The sequence below is a fragment of the Bradyrhizobium sp. AZCC 1719 genome (assembly GCF_036924525.1).
In the GTDB taxonomy this organism is placed as follows: Bacteria; Pseudomonadota; Alphaproteobacteria; order Rhizobiales; family Xanthobacteraceae; genus Bradyrhizobium.
The window spans coordinates 721,331-736,393 of sequence record NZ_JAZHRU010000001.1; the positions used below are offsets into that span (position 1 = coordinate 721,331).

Consider the following 15,063-nt stretch of genomic DNA (forward strand, 5'->3'; position numbering starts at 1 on the left):
GAAGCCACGAGGATGAGACCCATCTACGAAACGGCCTGTATTTTGCTGGCCCAAGGGTGGCACGGTCACCATCCATCCCGCGCTGACCGCAGCAGATGCCGCGACGCTGACGCGTTCGTTGAAGCGTTTACACCTTTACCGCTTTGAGCACCGCTCCGTCAGGCACCAAGCCGGTCGTGAGGTAGCGCCAGAGCGCCACCATCAGCTTGCGTGCCAAGGCGACGATGGCGACGCGCTTGATGCGCTTGCTGGCATCGAGCGTGCGCTTGCGGTACTCCAGGGTGAGCTTGCTGTCCGGCTGATGCCGCAGCCACAGCCAGGCCAGTTCGATCGCGGCACAACGGGCACGTGGATTGCCCGCCTTGCTGATGCCCTGGTCGCGATCAATCCCGCCGCTTTGCCACGGACTGGGCGTCAGCCCGAAATAGCTCGCAACCTCGCGGCGGTTGCGGAAGTCCTTGTAGAATACTTCGTTGGTCAACGTCGTCGCGAACGCCGGGCCGAGGCATTTGAGGCGGAGCAGCAGATCGCTGCGCTTGGTCATCTGCGCCGCCGCAGGGGTTGCATCCGCTTGAGCCGCTGCCTTGGCGAGCTCATCGAGCCGCTCGCGCACCAGCATCAGCCGCGCGTGCTCGTGCCGGATCTCGCTCAGCATCTGCAGCGGCACCGCCTGGCCCTGCCAGTCCCGCTGCGTTGCCAGCCAGCTCAGCCAGTCGCGCCGGCGCGGGTTCCCGACCGCCATGCCCAATAGCCGCAGCAGCGCCTTGATCCGGTTGGTGTGCGCGGTCTGCTCCTTAACCAGCCGGTCGCGTTCGCGGCTGGCGCGGCGGGCGTCCTCCTGTTCGGCAGCAGGCACCCGGACGATCCGCACCACCCGCGGCTCGCCGCGCAAATACGCCATTAGCGTCCGCAGCATCTTCTCGCCGTCGATCCGGTCGGTCTTCACCCGCCGGGCCCGCTGATCCACCGCTATGCTCGCGGGATCAAATACGTAGTTCGTGATGCCGGCCGCCAGCAGAAGCCGGTGCAGCCAAAACCCGTCGTAGCCCGCTTCGTAGCAACTCACCAACGCCGGAACGCCTCCCAGCGCCCGAGCCGCCCGAGTGCGCTCCCGATCGATCAGCGCCAGCAGCTCGGCATGATTGCCACCTTCCAGCTTGTGGCGCGATATCTTGCCCCTGTCCGGGCTGTGCAGCGTCACCAGCCAGGTCTTCTGACTCAGTTCGATCGCAACGAAAATTGTGCCACAATGACCGGCGGTGGGCGTGGCTATGGTCGATGCTTGCATCTGTCTCTCCGTGGGTTCGAGTGTGGAAACCCAAACCTATCGGAAAGGCCACGCTCACCGCCCATGGAATCTATGACTTCGCGCCGCGGCTCCTCCATGTCATTGCGAGCGCAGCGAAGCAATCCATTGTCCCTCGCCCGCGGATGGATGGATTGCTTCGCGGAGCCTGTCATTGGCCGGCGCTTTGCGCCGACCCGTTGGCTCGCAACGAAGATAGTTTCGCGCTCCCGCAACGCACATCTCACGCCGCGAGATGCTTCTCCCGCGTCGCGATCAGGTCGCGGATCGGCTTTGCTATCGGGACGGGACGATGGGTCTGCTGATCGGTGTTCACCCAGACGATCTCGCCGGTCACCAGCGCATCGCCGCCGCCTTTGAGGAAAATCGCAAGCTCGAAGGTCATGCTCGAATTTCCGATCCGCGCCACGCACGCGCCGACCTCGAGCTCCCAGTCGAAGCGGACTGGCGCCTTGTACTCAATGACGGATTTGACGACGTGAAAATCGACGCCGGATTGCCTTGCGTCGGCATATTGATCATAGCCGAGCGCACGAAAATATTCGGTGATGGTGGTGTCGAAATAGGTCAGATAATGCGCGTTGAAGACGACGCCCTGGCCGTCGATCTCGGAGTAGCGCACCCGGAACGGGTGGAAGAACCAGAATTGCTCGCGTGACATGGGATCCCCGGCTTTACGTGTTCTGCCGCCTGCATAGCGCAGCGAACCAATTTCATAAAGCCGGGCAACTTGCGTTACCGAAATAGAGTTGCGGAATCTATCGCGGTAGATTGTCGTCCCTGCCTCCGTGCGCAATCGCGCACTCGGCGCAGGGACCCATACGCCGTGCCGCAAGTTTTGCGAGACCCTGTTCGACGGCTTTCGTCCACCAACTTAATCCTGTGGTTGGGCCCCTGCGCGTTCGCAGGGACGACAGTTCGTCGCATCGATCAGAGACACGTCGCGCGTTCGGCGGCGAGGTAGCCGAACAACAGGCCCAAGCCGAACAAGAGCACCAGGCCGGCGGCGCCGAATTCGATGCCGCGCATGATCAGCGCGCCGCCGCCCTCGCGCCCGGCGCTCAGCCGCTTTGCCAGACCTTTCGCCGATACGGCGATCACAGCGATGGCGGCGACCGTGATCGCGGTCCCGAGACCCATCACGAAGGTCGCGGCGATGCCGGCCAGGAACAGGCCCTGCGCCAGCGAGAATACCAGCACCAGGATGGCGCCCGAGCAGGGCCGCATGCCGACGGCAAAGATCGTCCCCAAGCCGCGCCGCCAGCCGCCGGGGCCGGCGAGTTGGTCCGGTGTCGGCCCGTGCGAATGGCCGCAATGCTCATCATGAACATGGGGATGGCCGTGGTCATGACCATGGCCGTGATGATCGCCGTGATCATGATGATGGTGATGGGCATGGCCGTGATCATGATCGTGATGATGAGCCGTGGCCGATGCCATCGCCAGCTCCGGCTTCGCCTGCAGCGCGCGCATAAAACCGCCGCCCTTGGTCCAGACCAGCCGGGCGCCGAACGCCGCGATCAGCGCGTAGCTGACGACCTCGATCGCCTTCTCCGCAGAGCACATCGTCTTGGCTGTGGAAGAGAGCAGCCAGGCGAAGACGGCCACGATCGCGACCGCCACCAACGCCTGCAGGAACGCCGAGGCGAACGACAGCACGATGCCGCGCCGCGCGGTTTCCTCATTGGCGACGAGATAGGACGAGATCACCGCCTTGCCGTGGCCGGGGCCTGCGGCATGAAAAATGCCGTAAGCAAAGGAAATTCCAAGCAGCGTCCAGACGGCGCTGCCGTCCGATTTCGCCGCGCGGATGGTGGCGGACATTTCGCGGTAGAATTCGGATTGCTTGGCCAAAATCCATCCGATCACGCCGCCGACCTGCGGCTCGGCCGCGGGACGTGGACCACCGAACGGATTCTGCGCCATCAGCGCATGCAAGGCAGCATCGAAAATCGCAACGGCCGCGATCGCCGCGGCCGTCATTGCGATCCCTCGCGCGAGGCTTGCGGGGAGCATCCGCCTCATGGGCAGTTCACCATGATCTTGTTGGCGAACATCGCGCCATAGTTGGAATTGTCGCCGTTCAAGAAATTCTGCTCGTTCAGGCGCTGGGTGTTGGCGGTCTCGTCGTTCGGCCGCTGGAATTGCATCTGGCAGGTGGCGGGCGCGCCGATCAGCTTGACCGGATCCTTGTCTTCGAACTTGAAGTCGATGAAGTAGGAGGGATCGAATACTTCCAGCGCCAACTGCTTCGAGGTCGCCGGCGCCTTCAGCGGCAGCACGAAATGCAGCGTCAGCGCGCTGTCCTTGTATTCGAGGTAATAGTCGACCGGTTCCTCGAATTTCGCCTTCTTGCCGTCGGCCTTGGCGAAGGTGAAATAGGCGAAGTCCTTCAGCGACTCGACGTTGGTCTGTGCCAGCGGCGCCAGTTCCTCGCGGGTATAGACGCCCTTGGTCTTGGTCGCGACGCCCTGCAGCGCGTAGGTCGAGAACATGTCATCGAACGTCCAGGCGTGACGAACACCCGTCATCACCCCGTCGGGCGCGTAGACCACCTCGCTCCTGGCGGTGATCCAGACATGGGGATGGGCCTCGGCCGCGGCTGTGCCGAGCGACAACGCGACGATCAAGCCGAACAGTACACGCAACACGTTGTCCCCGCGAAAGCGGGGAGCCATACGCCGTGTCGTCTCTGTTTGACAGTGTGACAAAGGCTGTTCCTTCACAACGAATACCAGAGGTTATAGGTCCCTGCGCCAAGTGCGCAATTGCGCACAAGGCAGGGACGACTCGTGGAAGCGGCGGCCGGCCAATCAGGCCGCCGGCGTTGCTTCGAGCAGGCCGCGCCGGCGCAACAACGCGTCGGCCTCCGGCTCGCGGCCGCGGAAGGCGATATAGGCGTCCTCGGGGTCGCGCGAGCCGCCCGACGAATAGATGTCGTCGTGCAGGCGTTTTGCCACCGCGGGATCGAAGATGTCGCCGGCCTCCTCGAACGCGCCGAAGGCGTCGGCGTCCATCACTTCCGACCACATGTAGCTGTAGTAGCCCGATGCGTAATGATCGCCGGAGAAGATGTGGCCGAATTGGGTCGGCCGGTGCCGTAGCGCGATTTCGGCGGGCATGCCGATCTTCTCCAGCTCCGCCTTTTCGAACGCCGCCACGTCGCGGCTGGCGGCGGCCGGCTGGGTATGGAATTCAAGATCGACCAGCGCCGAGGAGACGAACTCCACGGTGGCAAAGCCCTGGTTGAATTTTCGCGCGGCGAGGAAGCGCTGCAGCAGGTCGTCCGGCAGCGGCTCGCCGGTCTGGTAGTGCTTGGCGAACTGCCGCAGCACCTGCGGCTGCTCCTGCCAATGCTCGTAGAGCTGCGAGGGCAACTCGACGAAATCGGTAAACACGGATGTCCCCGACAGCGAAGGATAGGTCACATTGGACAGCATGCCGTGCAGGCCGTGGCCGAACTCATGGAACAGGGTGCGTGCGTCATCGGGCGACAGCAGCGACGGCTGGCCGTCCGCGCCCTTGGCGAAATTGCAGACATTGATGATCAGCGGGGCGACGTCGACGTCGAGCTTCTGCTGGTCGCGCAGCGAGGTCATCCAGGCGCCGGAACGCTTTGAGGGTCTCGCGAAATAATCGCCATAGAACAGCGCTTTGTGCTTGCCGGCGGCGTCCTTGACCTCCCAGACCCGGACATCCGGATGCCAGACCGGAATGTCCTTGCGCTCGGAGAAGGTGATCCCGAACAGGCGGGTGGCGCAGTCGAAGGCGGCCTCGATCATGTGGTCGAGCACCAGATAGGGCTTTATCGCCGCGTCGTCAAAATCGGCCCGCCGCTGCCGCAGCTTTTCGGCGTAGTAGCGCCAATCCCACGGGGCGAGCGCGAAGTTGCCGCCCTCCTCCGCGATCAGCCCCTGCAGCGCGTCGCGGTCGGCGAGCGCCTGCTCCCGGGCCGGCTTCCAGACCCGCTCCAGCAGGCTGCGCACCGCCTCCGGCGTCTTGGCCATGGAATCCTCCAGCCGGTAGGCGGCGTAGGTCGGAAAGCCCATGATCCTGGCGGCCTCCTCGCGGAGCGCAAGGATCTCGACGATGGTGGCGTTGTTGTCGTTGGCGTTGCCATTGTCGCCCCGCGCAGTGAAGGCCTTGAAGACCTTCTCGCGCAGGTCGCGGCGGGATGAGCTCTTCAGGAACGGCTCGACCGAGGAGCGCGACAACGTCACAATCGCCTTGCCCGCCATGCCGCGCTCTTCAGCGGCGGCCTTGGCCGCGGTGACGAAGGCCTCGGGAAGGCCGTCACGGTCGTCATCGCCGAGCTCCATGAACCAGTCCTGCTCGTCGCCGAGCAGATGATGGCTGAACGAGGTGCCGAGCTGGGCCAGCCGCTCGTTGATCTCGGCCCGGCGCTTCTTGGCGACCTCGTCGAGGCCGGCGCCGGCGCGGTAGAAGTTGGTGTAGGTGCGCTCCAGGAGCCGCATCTGTTCGCCGCTCAGGCCGAGCGTGGCGCGGTTCTCGTGCAGCAGCGCTATGCGCCCGAACATCACCGCGTTCATCATGATCGGGTTCCAGTGCCGCGCCATCCGCAAGGAGACTTCCGTGTCGATCTCCAGGATCGCCGGATTGGAGTGCGCCGAGACCAGGTCGTAGAACACGGCAGAGACCTTCGCGAGCAGCTTGCCCGAGCGCTCCAGCGCCGTGATGGTGTTGGCGAAGTCCGGCACCGAGGGATCGTGGGTGATCGCCGCGATCTCGGCGGCGTGATCGGCAAACGCCTGCTCGAAGGCGGGCAGGAAGTGTTCCGGCTGGATCTCGCTGAAGGGCGGTGTCTCGAACGGCGTCTGCCACGGCCGGAGCAGCGGGTTTTCGCCAGCTTCCGAAGGGGCCGCCGTCTGCAGGGTTTCTGACATCACAATTCCCGTTTTTGCCTCGTTTTCTTGGGCTGAAACCGGCACCGATTTCGCTCGAAAACGCTCCAGAAGATGCGGCAATCTATAGCACGCGATGCGGCATTTTTGGGCCTTTTGCGCTTGATAGATGGGGCCTTTTCGGAGAGATTGCGCCCCCAGAACAGGACCTTTTTCATGAGCCCACAGCCCGCCTCCACATCCTCCCGCCAGATCGTCTGGCCGAGCGTCATCACCGTCATTTCGGCTGCGATCCTGATCGGCGCGGAAGTGTTCGGCGCGGCGTTTGCCGGCGGCTGGGCGCTCGCGATCCTGTTCGGCCTCGACGACACCAGCGCGCACATCCTCCAGGCGGTGCTGTTCGGCATCGGCGTGATGATCATGGTGGCGTTCATCCGCGGCGCGCAGCGCATCGAGCCGTTCTTCAAGCGCGTCAGGCGCGCTTGAAGAAAGCGCTGCGGCACAGGCGCTAAAGCGTTCATCGCCTGCCTGAGAAAATCTTAACTTCCATTCATGTTTGTCGCGAGCCGTGCGCGCTGCGAACGCTTTCGTAAGCACACGTCGGGGAAATTTGTCCCCAGCCTAAAAAAATTCTTGCGCAGCAGAATCAAAAGTCTTATTTCCAGCCTTGCCCAATTTCGCACGTGCCTGTGGTCGTGTGTCAGTCGGTAGGTATCCGGACAAGAGGCCGGACAGCCGCCAAGGGATGAAGAACCGAGGGTCGCTCCTGTTCGAGTGGCCAGCATCTCTCTCAAGAGATGCCGTTGAAGGTCTCTCCATCTTTTGCAACCGTGACTGGCAGCCGGAGGCGAACCGGCGCACCCCGCTCTCAACGGGGGACGCGACTTAAAGCAACGACGGATCGGGCTTTTTTGGTCTCTACCGGCATTCCACCGCCGGCGCGGGCTACTGAAAAGGCTTGTCCTTCATTGCCAGGTGTGCGGGCGGGAAAATTCCCAACCAATCCACGGCAGCACAATTCGGTTCTTGAGTTCGAGGCTTCGTCGCGTCTCCATCGTGCGGCAACGCCAAAGCACTCACGTCCGAGATCAAATTTGAACGGGACCTTGTCGCAAAGGCCGTTTGGAGGGTGCTATGACCGAACGTATTCAGGAATTCCTGCGTAACCGCCGCAGCGAGGGCCAGGACACCGAGCCGTGCCTCGTCGTCGACCTCGAGGTCGTGCGCGACAACTACCAGACCTTTGCCAAGGCGCTGCCCGACAGTCGCGTGTTCTACGCGGTGAAGGCCAATCCGGCCCCCGAAGTGCTGTCGCTGCTCGCCTCCATGGGCTCCTGCTTCGACACCGCAACCGTTGCCGAAATCGAAATGGCGATGGCTGCCGGTGCGACGCCGGACCGCATCTCCTATGGCAACACGATCAAGAAGGAGCGCGACATCGCGCGCGCCTTCGCGCTCGGCATTCGCCTGTTCGCGGTCGACTGCGCAGCCGAAGTCGAGAAGATCGCGCGCGCCGCTCCCGGCGCAAAAGTGTTCTGCCGCATCCTCTATGACTGCGCCGGCGCCGAATGGCCGCTGTCGCGGAAGTTCGGCTGCGACCCGGAGATGGCGGTCGAGGTGCTCGACCTCGCCAAGCGCCTGGGGCTGGAGCCGGTCGGCATCTCGTTCCATGTCGGCTCGCAGCAGCGCAAGGTGAAGGCGTGGGACCGTGCGCTGGCGATGGCCTCGACGGTGTTCCGGGACTGCGCGGAGCGCGGGATCAACCTGTCCATGGTCAACATGGGCGGCGGCTTCCCGACCAAGTACCTCAAGGACGTTCCTCCGGTCGTGCAGTACGGCCGGTCGATCTTCCGTGCGCTGCGCAAGCACTTCGGCAACCAGATCCCGGAGACCATCATCGAGCCGGGCCGCGGCATGGTCGGCAACGCCGGCATCATCGAGACCGAAGTCGTCCTGATCTCCAGGAAGAGCGACGAGGACGAGGTGCGCTGGGTGTATCTCGACATCGGCAAGTTCGGCGGTCTCGCCGAGACGATGGACGAGTCGATCCGCTACGCCATCCGCACGCCGCATGACGGCGCGGAGATGACGCCGTGCGTGCTCGCGGGGCCCACCTGCGACAGCGCCGACGTGCTGTACGAGAAGATGCCGTACCCGCTTCCGGTGACGCTCGAGATTGGCGACAAGCTGTTGATCGAAGGCACCGGGGCCTACACGTCGACTTACTCGTCGGTGGCGTTCAACGGCATCCCGCCGCTCAGGACCTACCACATCTGAGCTGCCTCTTTTCGAGGCTCGAGTAACGGGAGCCGGTGCGCCGGCTCCCTCCCCTGACATTGCCAATCAATGACAACGCTTTGCGCGGCTTGATCGCCGTTGCGAGCGGGGACTGACGTGCCATGACTGCTTTGCGGAAGACCACTGTTGCCCTCACCCCGAACGCCACTCCGTTCGCGATCCGTGCGGAGCGAGCATCGGACGTCGCTGCGCGCGAGGCGCTGCTGGATGCCTGCTTTGGCGACAACCGCCATATGCGCGCCTGCCAGCGCCTGCGCGACGGACGCGCGCCCGCCGAAGGCCTCAGCCTTTCGGCCGTGAGCAAGGGCCGGCTGGTCGGTACGTTGCGGTTGTGGCACGTCAGCGCCGGGGGCATCCCGGCGCTCATGCTCGGCCCGCTGGCGGTGGAGGCATCCTCCCGCCAGTTCGGGGTCGGGGCTGCGCTGATGGACCACGCGCTCGCGGCGGCGAAGGCGCGTGGCCATCGCGCGGTAGTCCTGCTGGGCGATGCGCCGTACTACGCCCGCTTCGGCTTCTCGGCCGCGAAGACTGGCGAGCTGTCGCTGCCAGGCGCCTTCGAGCGCAACCGCCTGCTCGGCCTGGAGTTTTGCGAAGGCGCGCTTGACGGCGCCTGCGGCATGATCGTTCCGACCGGTGCACGCTTGCCGCAAACAAAGGCAGTGCGGGCCAGGAAGGCGAAGACCTTGCTCCTGCCGCGCGTGGCCTGATCGTCAGCGACATTCTCGTGCGTCGTTGGAGCGCCGGCGCGCCGCCGGCCTCCGACTTCACCCGGCATTCCCAGTGACGTCGCCAGGGGTTGCGCGCGCAGGGGAAAAGCCCTTAAACCGCGCCCATCCCGCCGCCGGATCATTCCCAGGATCGTTCCCAAGATCGAGGTTCCGATGCCCCGCCGCCTGATTTCCACCGGCTCGCCGTTCGAGAAGACCGCCGGCTACAGCCGCGCCGTCATCGACGGCGATTTCGCCTTCGTCGCCGGCACCACCGGCTACGACTACAAGACCATGGTCATTCCGGCCGATATCACGAGCCAGGCCCGCAACTGCTTTGACAACATCGAGGCGGCGCTCAAGGAAGGCGGCTTTGCGATGGCCGACATCGTCCGCGCGACCTACTACATCACCGACATTGCCGATGCGGACGCCTTCTTTGCGGTCTGCGGCGAAGTCTTCGGCGAGATCCGTCCGGCCACGACCCTGCTGGTAGTCGCTGGCCTCTACAAGCCCGAGATGAAGATCGAGATCGAAGTGACGGCGAAGCGCCGCACCGCCTAATCCCCTTCAAGACACATCGTAATTTTTCCGGAGACCCACTTATGAGCCCGTCCGCGCCAATCCATGCGAAAATTTCCGGCCCGATCGTCATGATCGGCTTCGGCTCGATCGGCAAGGGCACGCTGCCCCTGATCGAACGCCATTTCGATTATGACAAGTCGCGTTTCGTCATCATCGACCCGCATGAGGATGGCGAACTGGCCAAGCAGCACGGCGTGCGCTTCATCAAGCAGGCGGTGACCCGCGACAATTACCGCGAGGTCTTGGTGCCGCTACTGACCGCCGGCGGCGGCCAGGGCTTTTGCGTCAACCTGTCGGTCGATACCTCGTCCGTCGACATCATGACGCTGTGCCGCGAGATCGGCGCGCTCTACATCGATACCGTCGTGGAGCCGTGGCACGGCTTCTATTTCGACAAGGCGATTGGCCCCGAGAGGCGCTCCAATTATGCGCTGCGCGAGACGCTGCTGGCGGCCAAGCACAAGAGCCCGGGCGGCACCACCGCGGTCTCCACCTGCGGCGCCAATCCCGGCATGGTGTCCTGGTTCGTCAAGCAGGCGCTGCTCGACATCGCCCGCGACACCGGCGTTGAGGTCAATGAGCCGAAGAGCCGCGAAGGCTGGGGCCAGCTCGCGCAAAAACTCGGCGTCAAGGGCATCCACATTGCCGAGCGCGACACGCAGCGTTCCAAGAAGCCGAAGCTGATGAACATGTTCGTCAACACCTGGTCGGTCGAAGGCTTCGTCTCCGAAGGCATGCAGCCGGCCGAGCTCGGCTGGGGCACGCATGAGAAATGGATGCCGGACAACGGCCGGCAGCACACCGAGGGCTGTGGCGCGGCGATCTATCTCTTGCAGCCCGGTGCCAACACGCGCGTCCGCTCCTGGTGCCCGACGCCAGGCGCGCAGTACGGCTTCCTTGTCACCCATAACGAGTCGATCTCGATCGCGGATTATTTCACGGTGCGCGATGGAACGAAGGTGGTCTACCGCCCGACCTGCCATTACGCCTACCACCCGGCGAATGACGCCGTGCTGTCGCTGCACGAGATGTTCGGCGCAACCGGCAAGATGCAGCCGAAGTGGCACATCCTCGACGAGAACGAGATCGAGGACGGCATCGACGAGCTCGGCGTGCTGGTCTACGGCCACGGCAAGAACGCCTATTGGTACGGCTCGCAGCTCTCGATCGAGGAAACCCGCCGCATCGCGCCCTACCAGAACGCCACCGGCCTGCAGGTGTCCTCGGCCGTGCTGGCCGGCATGGTGTGGGCGCTGGAAAACCCCGAGGCCGGCATCGTCGAGGCCGACGAGATGGATTTCCGCCGCTGCCTGGAAATCCAGATGCCGTATCTCGGCCCGGTGAAGGGATTTTACACCGACTGGACGCCGCTGTCGGACCGGCCCGGCCTGTTCCCGGAGGATATCGACACGTCGGATCCCTGGCAGTTCAGGAACGTGCTGGTGCGGTAACACCGCAACACAGAACACAGGCGCTGCAGCTCCCCCGCTGCAGCGCACATTGTTCTTCCACGGCCTCGACCGGCGTAGAACTACGCACGGGGAACCCGGCGCCGTGTAACAGTCGATTAATCCAATCGCGCCATCCTGAGCGGTGATTTCTGCGAGGGCCCTGGGCCGTCGCCCAAGGTTTTTAGAGCGGCGGCTCCCTCGATGGAGCGAGCAACATGCGCAGCATCATTGCCATCGTGCTGTCAGCGGCGGCGCTGGCGTCGTGCACGCCCGAGAGCGGCAGCTATGCTGACGTCACGGGCTCGATCGACAATTGCGCCCGCAAGCTTTTCAGCCAGTACAATCCCAAGGACAAGAAGCAGTGCGTCGCTGTGTGCATCGCCTGCGAGCGCGGCGTCATGACGACCTGCTCGACCGCCTGCACGCTCAGGGGCGCACAATAATCGTATGGCTCAGAGCGTTTTCAAGCGAAGTGGACATCGGTTCGCGTCAAGAAAATGCGTCAAACAAGAATCTAGAGCCCGGTTCTGATTCAATCAGAACCGAAAGGCTCTACGCGACGCCACCGAGATAGAGCCGCTTGACGATATCGTTGGCCTTCAATTCATCGACCGACTGCGCAGCCACCGCGATCTCGCCGTGAACGATGATGTAGCCGCGGTCGGCGATCCGGATCGCCTGGTTGAAATTCTGCTCCGCCATCAGCACCGTCAGGCCGACGCGCTGCTTGAGCTCGCCGATCTTCGCAATGGTCTGCGACACCAATAGCGGCGACAGCCCGACCGACGGCTCATCGATCAGCAATAGCCGCGGCGACGACATCAGCGCGCGCGCAATCGCCAGCATCTGCTGCTGTCCGCCGGACATGGTGCCGGCGAGTTGGCTGCGCCGCTCCTTCAGCACCGGAAAGGTGTCGAAGACGAGTGTGAGATTCTGCTGGATGACGCTGCGGGCCATTTTCCTGAACGCGCCGAGCATCAGGTTTTCCGTCACCGTCAGCTTGGGAAACAGCCGCCGCCCCTCCGGCACCAGCGCCACGCCGAGATCGACGATCGCCTCGGGCGAGAGCTTTGTCAGGTCATGCGCCACGCCGTCGATCGACAGCGCAAGCCGGCCGCTATCCGGGCGCACCAGGCCCATGACGCACTTCATCAGCGTGCTCTTGCCGTTGCCGTTGGTGCCGAGCAAGGCCACGGTCTCGCCGGCCTCGACATGCAGCGTGACGCCGCGCAGCGCCTTGACGGCCCCGTAGCCAGCATCGAGGCCTTCGATGGCAAGGCTAAGTGCCAAGATAGGCCTCCTGCACCCGCTTGTTGGCCATCACCTCGCTGGGTGCGCCGAGCGCGATGATTTTTCCCGCGTCGAGACACATCACCCGTTCCGAAAAGCGCATCACCGCCTGCATGATGTGCTCGATCATGATGATGGTGATGTCTTCGTCGCCAAGACTGATCAGCAGATCCAGCACCTCATCGACTTCGGAAGACGACAGCCCGGCCATCGCCTCGTCCGAAATCAAAAGCTTCGGACGCACGGCCATCGCGCGGGCGAGCTCCATCTTGCGCAGCTCCACCTGGCTCAGCGTATCGCTCGCGGCGCCGGCTTTCGAGGCCAGCCCCATCCGCGTCAGGATCGACATCGCGATTTCTTCCTCCGCCGCGGCTGAACCCGCGGCAGCGAAGTCGAGCCCGACCATGAGGTTTTCCAGCACCGTCATGCTCCTGAACGGCCGCGGAATCTGGAAGCTGCGGGCGATGCCGCGGCGCGCGCGTAAGTGCGGCGGCAATTGCGTGATGTCCTCGCCGCAGAACACCACGCTTCCGACCTGCGGCTTCAACGCCCCGGAGATGCAGTTGATCAGCGTGGTCTTGCCCGAGCCGTTCGGGCCGATCAGGCCGAACCGTTCGCCCTTTCGGATATCGACGCTGATATTGTCGAGCGCGGTGAAGCCGCCGAAGGTCTTTGTCAGAGTCCCCACCTGCAGCAGGGGTGCGTCGAGGGCTGCTGTATTCATTGCTTGCCTCCCGCGCGCAGACGGTAGCGCGGCCGCAACAGCCCAATGATGCCCTTTGGCGCGCCGACCACGAACAGCACCAGCATGATGCCGAGCACCAGCACGTTGACCTCCGAGGAGATGGTCACGGCGAGGAGCTGCTGCGTCGAGCCGAGCAGGATGGCCCCTAGCACCGGGCCGATCCAGTGTGCGGTGCCGCCGATCAGCGCCATCGCCAGCGCCGAGACCGAGTAGCTCAGGTTGAACGCCGAGGATGGATCGGCATATTGCAGGTACATGGCGGCGGGCGCGCCGGCTGCGGAAATCAGGGCGCCCGAGATCATGCAGGCGATCAGCTTCAATTTCAGCGTCGGCACGCCCGTGCATTCGGCCGCGAGCTCATCGTCCCTGAGCGCCTGCAGGCCGCGGCCGATCCGGGAATTCTGAACGTAGCGCGCGATCGCGATTGCGATGACGACCAGGACGGCCTGCACGAAAAACAGCATCTTCACATAGCTGTCGAACGGCGCCATCACCGGCGGCCGCTGGATCTGGATGCCGGCCGCGCCACCGACGAACCGCCAGTTCATCACAAAGGTCTCGATGATGATCGCTAGCGCAATCGTCGCGATCGAGAAGAAGATGCCGCGCATCCGCAACGTGAGGAGGCCAACGCCAAAGCCGAGCGTCATGCCGACGACGGCGGCGGCTGCGATCTGCACCACGAGCGGCGCGCCTGTCGCCTTGAACAGGGCTACCGCCGTGTAGACGCCGACGCCGAAAAAGGCGTTGGTGCCGAAATTGACGTAGCCGGCATAGCCGCCGAGGATGCTCCAGGCAACCGCAAGCGCGATAAACTGCAGGATCACGTAGCCGGCAAAAAACGGATATTCGTTGCGGACGATCTGCGTCATCGACAACACGGCGACCAGGAAGACGGCGACGGCGGCCCAGAATGCGATGCTGTGGCTGCGCTTGTTCATCGGCCGAGCAGACCTTGCGGCCGGACGGCGAGCACGCCGAGCAGCATTGCGAACGAGATCGCCGGCGCCCAGGAGGCTCCGAACAACGTCAGCACGATGGATTCGGCGACGCCGAGGATGATGGCGGCGATCAGCGTGCCGCTGATGCTGCCGAGCCCGGCCATGACGACGACGCAGAAGGTCCGCCCGATATAGGCGCGATCCAGCGTCGGCTCGACCGGCGCCACGATGATCAGCAGCGCGCCGGCGATGCCAAGCACGGCGGTGGCGATGCCGAAGGCAAATTGCTTGATGCGGACCGGATTGGCGCCCATCAGCCGCAGCGCCTCCTCGTCCTGCGCGACCGCGCGGATCGCGCGGCCCATGAAGGTCTTCGACAGATACACGGCAAGCAGCACCGTCAGCGCCAGCGCCACCGCGAACGCCACCAGTTGCCGGATCGGTATCCGAAACTCGCCGAACCGCCACGACTTGCCGATATAGGTCGCGGAAACCGAGCGCTGGTCGACGCCGAATTGCAGGATGATCAACACCTCGATGATGAAGGCGATGCCGAAGAAGAACGCAATGCCACGGACGGCCGCGTCGCTGCCGCGCCGCTCGAAGGTTTCGTAGTAGACGCGGTAGGCGAGCAGGCCGAACAGGAAGAACAGCGGCGTGATGGCGAGGCCCGCCAGCAGCGGGTCGATGTCGTAGCTCTCGTTGAGCTGGTACACGCCATAGGACGCCAGCACCAGGAACGCCGGATGCGCGACGTGGGGAACGTCGAGCAAGCCGAACGAAACGGACAAGCCAACGCTGACGGCTGCATAGAAACAGCCGAGCAGCACGCCAAGCACTACTGCCCCAAGCAGCAGGTCCATCGAAAGCAATTCAAG

At 64.0% G+C, this 15,063-nt stretch carries 15 protein-coding genes; 6 read left to right on the forward strand and 9 right to left on the reverse strand.

The features are described from left to right. Positions 1-127 precede the first annotated feature (127 nt). From V1292_RS03510 to V1292_RS03530, 5 genes are all read right to left on the reverse strand, one after another. Positions 128-1,288, reverse strand: a complete 1,161-nt coding sequence (locus V1292_RS03510) for an IS110 family transposase (protein ID WP_334370331.1) — start codon at positions 1,286-1,288, stop codon at positions 128-130. Positions 1,289-1,529: 241 nt separating this feature from the next. Continuing rightward, entirely contained in the window at positions 1,530-1,967 is a 438-nt protein-coding gene (locus V1292_RS03515) for an acyl-CoA thioesterase (protein WP_334370332.1), read from the reverse strand. Between the two features lie 269 nt (positions 1,968-2,236). After that, positions 2,237-3,331 (reverse strand): nickel/cobalt transporter, encoded by a 1,095-nt coding sequence (locus V1292_RS03520; protein ID WP_334370333.1) that lies wholly within the window; start codon positions 3,329-3,331, stop codon positions 2,237-2,239. Further along, complete coding sequence (locus V1292_RS03525; RefSeq protein WP_334370334.1) at positions 3,328-3,984, reverse strand: DUF1007 family protein; 657 nt, start codon at positions 3,982-3,984, stop codon at positions 3,328-3,330. Before V1292_RS03525 ends, V1292_RS03520 begins: the two co-directional genes overlap by 4 nt. 135 nt (positions 3,985-4,119) lie before the next feature. Continuing rightward, a complete protein-coding gene (locus V1292_RS03530; RefSeq protein WP_334370335.1) occupies positions 4,120-6,210 on the reverse strand; it encodes a M3 family metallopeptidase in 2,091 nt (696 codons plus the stop codon). Positions 6,211-6,384: 174 nt separating this feature from the next. Here V1292_RS03530 and V1292_RS03535 point away from each other — a divergent pair, with 174 nt between their 5' ends. The 6 genes from V1292_RS03535 to V1292_RS03560 all read left to right on the forward strand — a co-directional run bounded on the left by V1292_RS03535 (position 6,385) and on the right by V1292_RS03560 (position 11,652). Further along, on the forward strand, positions 6,385-6,654 hold the full coding sequence (locus V1292_RS03535) for a hypothetical protein (RefSeq protein WP_334370336.1): 270 nt from the start codon (positions 6,385-6,387) through the stop codon (positions 6,652-6,654). A 648-nt stretch (positions 6,655-7,302) separates the two neighbouring features. Then, positions 7,303-8,445, forward strand: coding sequence for a type III PLP-dependent enzyme (locus V1292_RS03540; protein ID WP_213288903.1), 1,143 nt, complete (start codon positions 7,303-7,305; stop codon positions 8,443-8,445). A gap of 122 nt (positions 8,446-8,567) precedes the next feature. Further along, the gene (locus tag V1292_RS03545) at positions 8,568-9,173 is read left to right on the forward strand and encodes a GNAT family N-acetyltransferase (protein ID WP_334370337.1); all 606 of its coding nucleotides are present in this window, start codon (positions 8,568-8,570) and stop codon (positions 9,171-9,173) included. Positions 9,174-9,347: 174 nt separating this feature from the next. Next, a complete protein-coding gene (locus V1292_RS03550; RefSeq protein WP_334370338.1) occupies positions 9,348-9,737 on the forward strand; it encodes a RidA family protein in 390 nt (129 codons plus the stop codon). A 41-nt stretch (positions 9,738-9,778) separates the two neighbouring features. Next, a complete protein-coding gene (locus V1292_RS03555) occupies positions 9,779-11,209 on the forward strand; it encodes a homospermidine synthase (protein ID WP_334370339.1) in 1,431 nt (476 codons plus the stop codon). 215 nt (positions 11,210-11,424) lie between these two features. Next, complete coding sequence (locus V1292_RS03560; protein ID WP_334370340.1) at positions 11,425-11,652, forward strand: hypothetical protein; 228 nt, start codon at positions 11,425-11,427, stop codon at positions 11,650-11,652. Between the two features lie 109 nt (positions 11,653-11,761). Here V1292_RS03560 and V1292_RS03565 read toward each other — a convergent pair whose 3' ends face one another. From V1292_RS03565 to V1292_RS03580, 4 genes are read right to left on the reverse strand one after another with little or no spacing between them, the layout of a single operon-like run. After that, positions 11,762-12,499 carry an ABC transporter ATP-binding protein gene (locus V1292_RS03565; RefSeq protein ID WP_334370341.1) on the reverse strand — a complete coding sequence of 246 codons (738 nt, stop codon included), beginning with the start codon at positions 12,497-12,499 and terminating at the stop codon, positions 11,762-11,764. Further along, entirely contained in the window at positions 12,489-13,223 is a 735-nt protein-coding gene (locus tag V1292_RS03570; RefSeq protein WP_334370342.1) for an ABC transporter ATP-binding protein, read from the reverse strand. The genes V1292_RS03565 and V1292_RS03570 overlap by 11 nt, the downstream gene beginning before the upstream one ends. Next, on the reverse strand, positions 13,220-14,185 hold the full coding sequence (locus V1292_RS03575; protein ID WP_057841532.1) for a branched-chain amino acid ABC transporter permease: 966 nt from the start codon (positions 14,183-14,185) through the stop codon (positions 13,220-13,222). Before V1292_RS03575 ends, V1292_RS03570 begins: the two co-directional genes overlap by 4 nt. Continuing rightward, complete coding sequence (locus tag V1292_RS03580) at positions 14,182-15,048, reverse strand: branched-chain amino acid ABC transporter permease (RefSeq protein ID WP_245319730.1); 867 nt, start codon at positions 15,046-15,048, stop codon at positions 14,182-14,184. Before V1292_RS03580 ends, V1292_RS03575 begins: the two co-directional genes overlap by 4 nt. Positions 15,049-15,063: the final 15 nt, after the last annotated feature.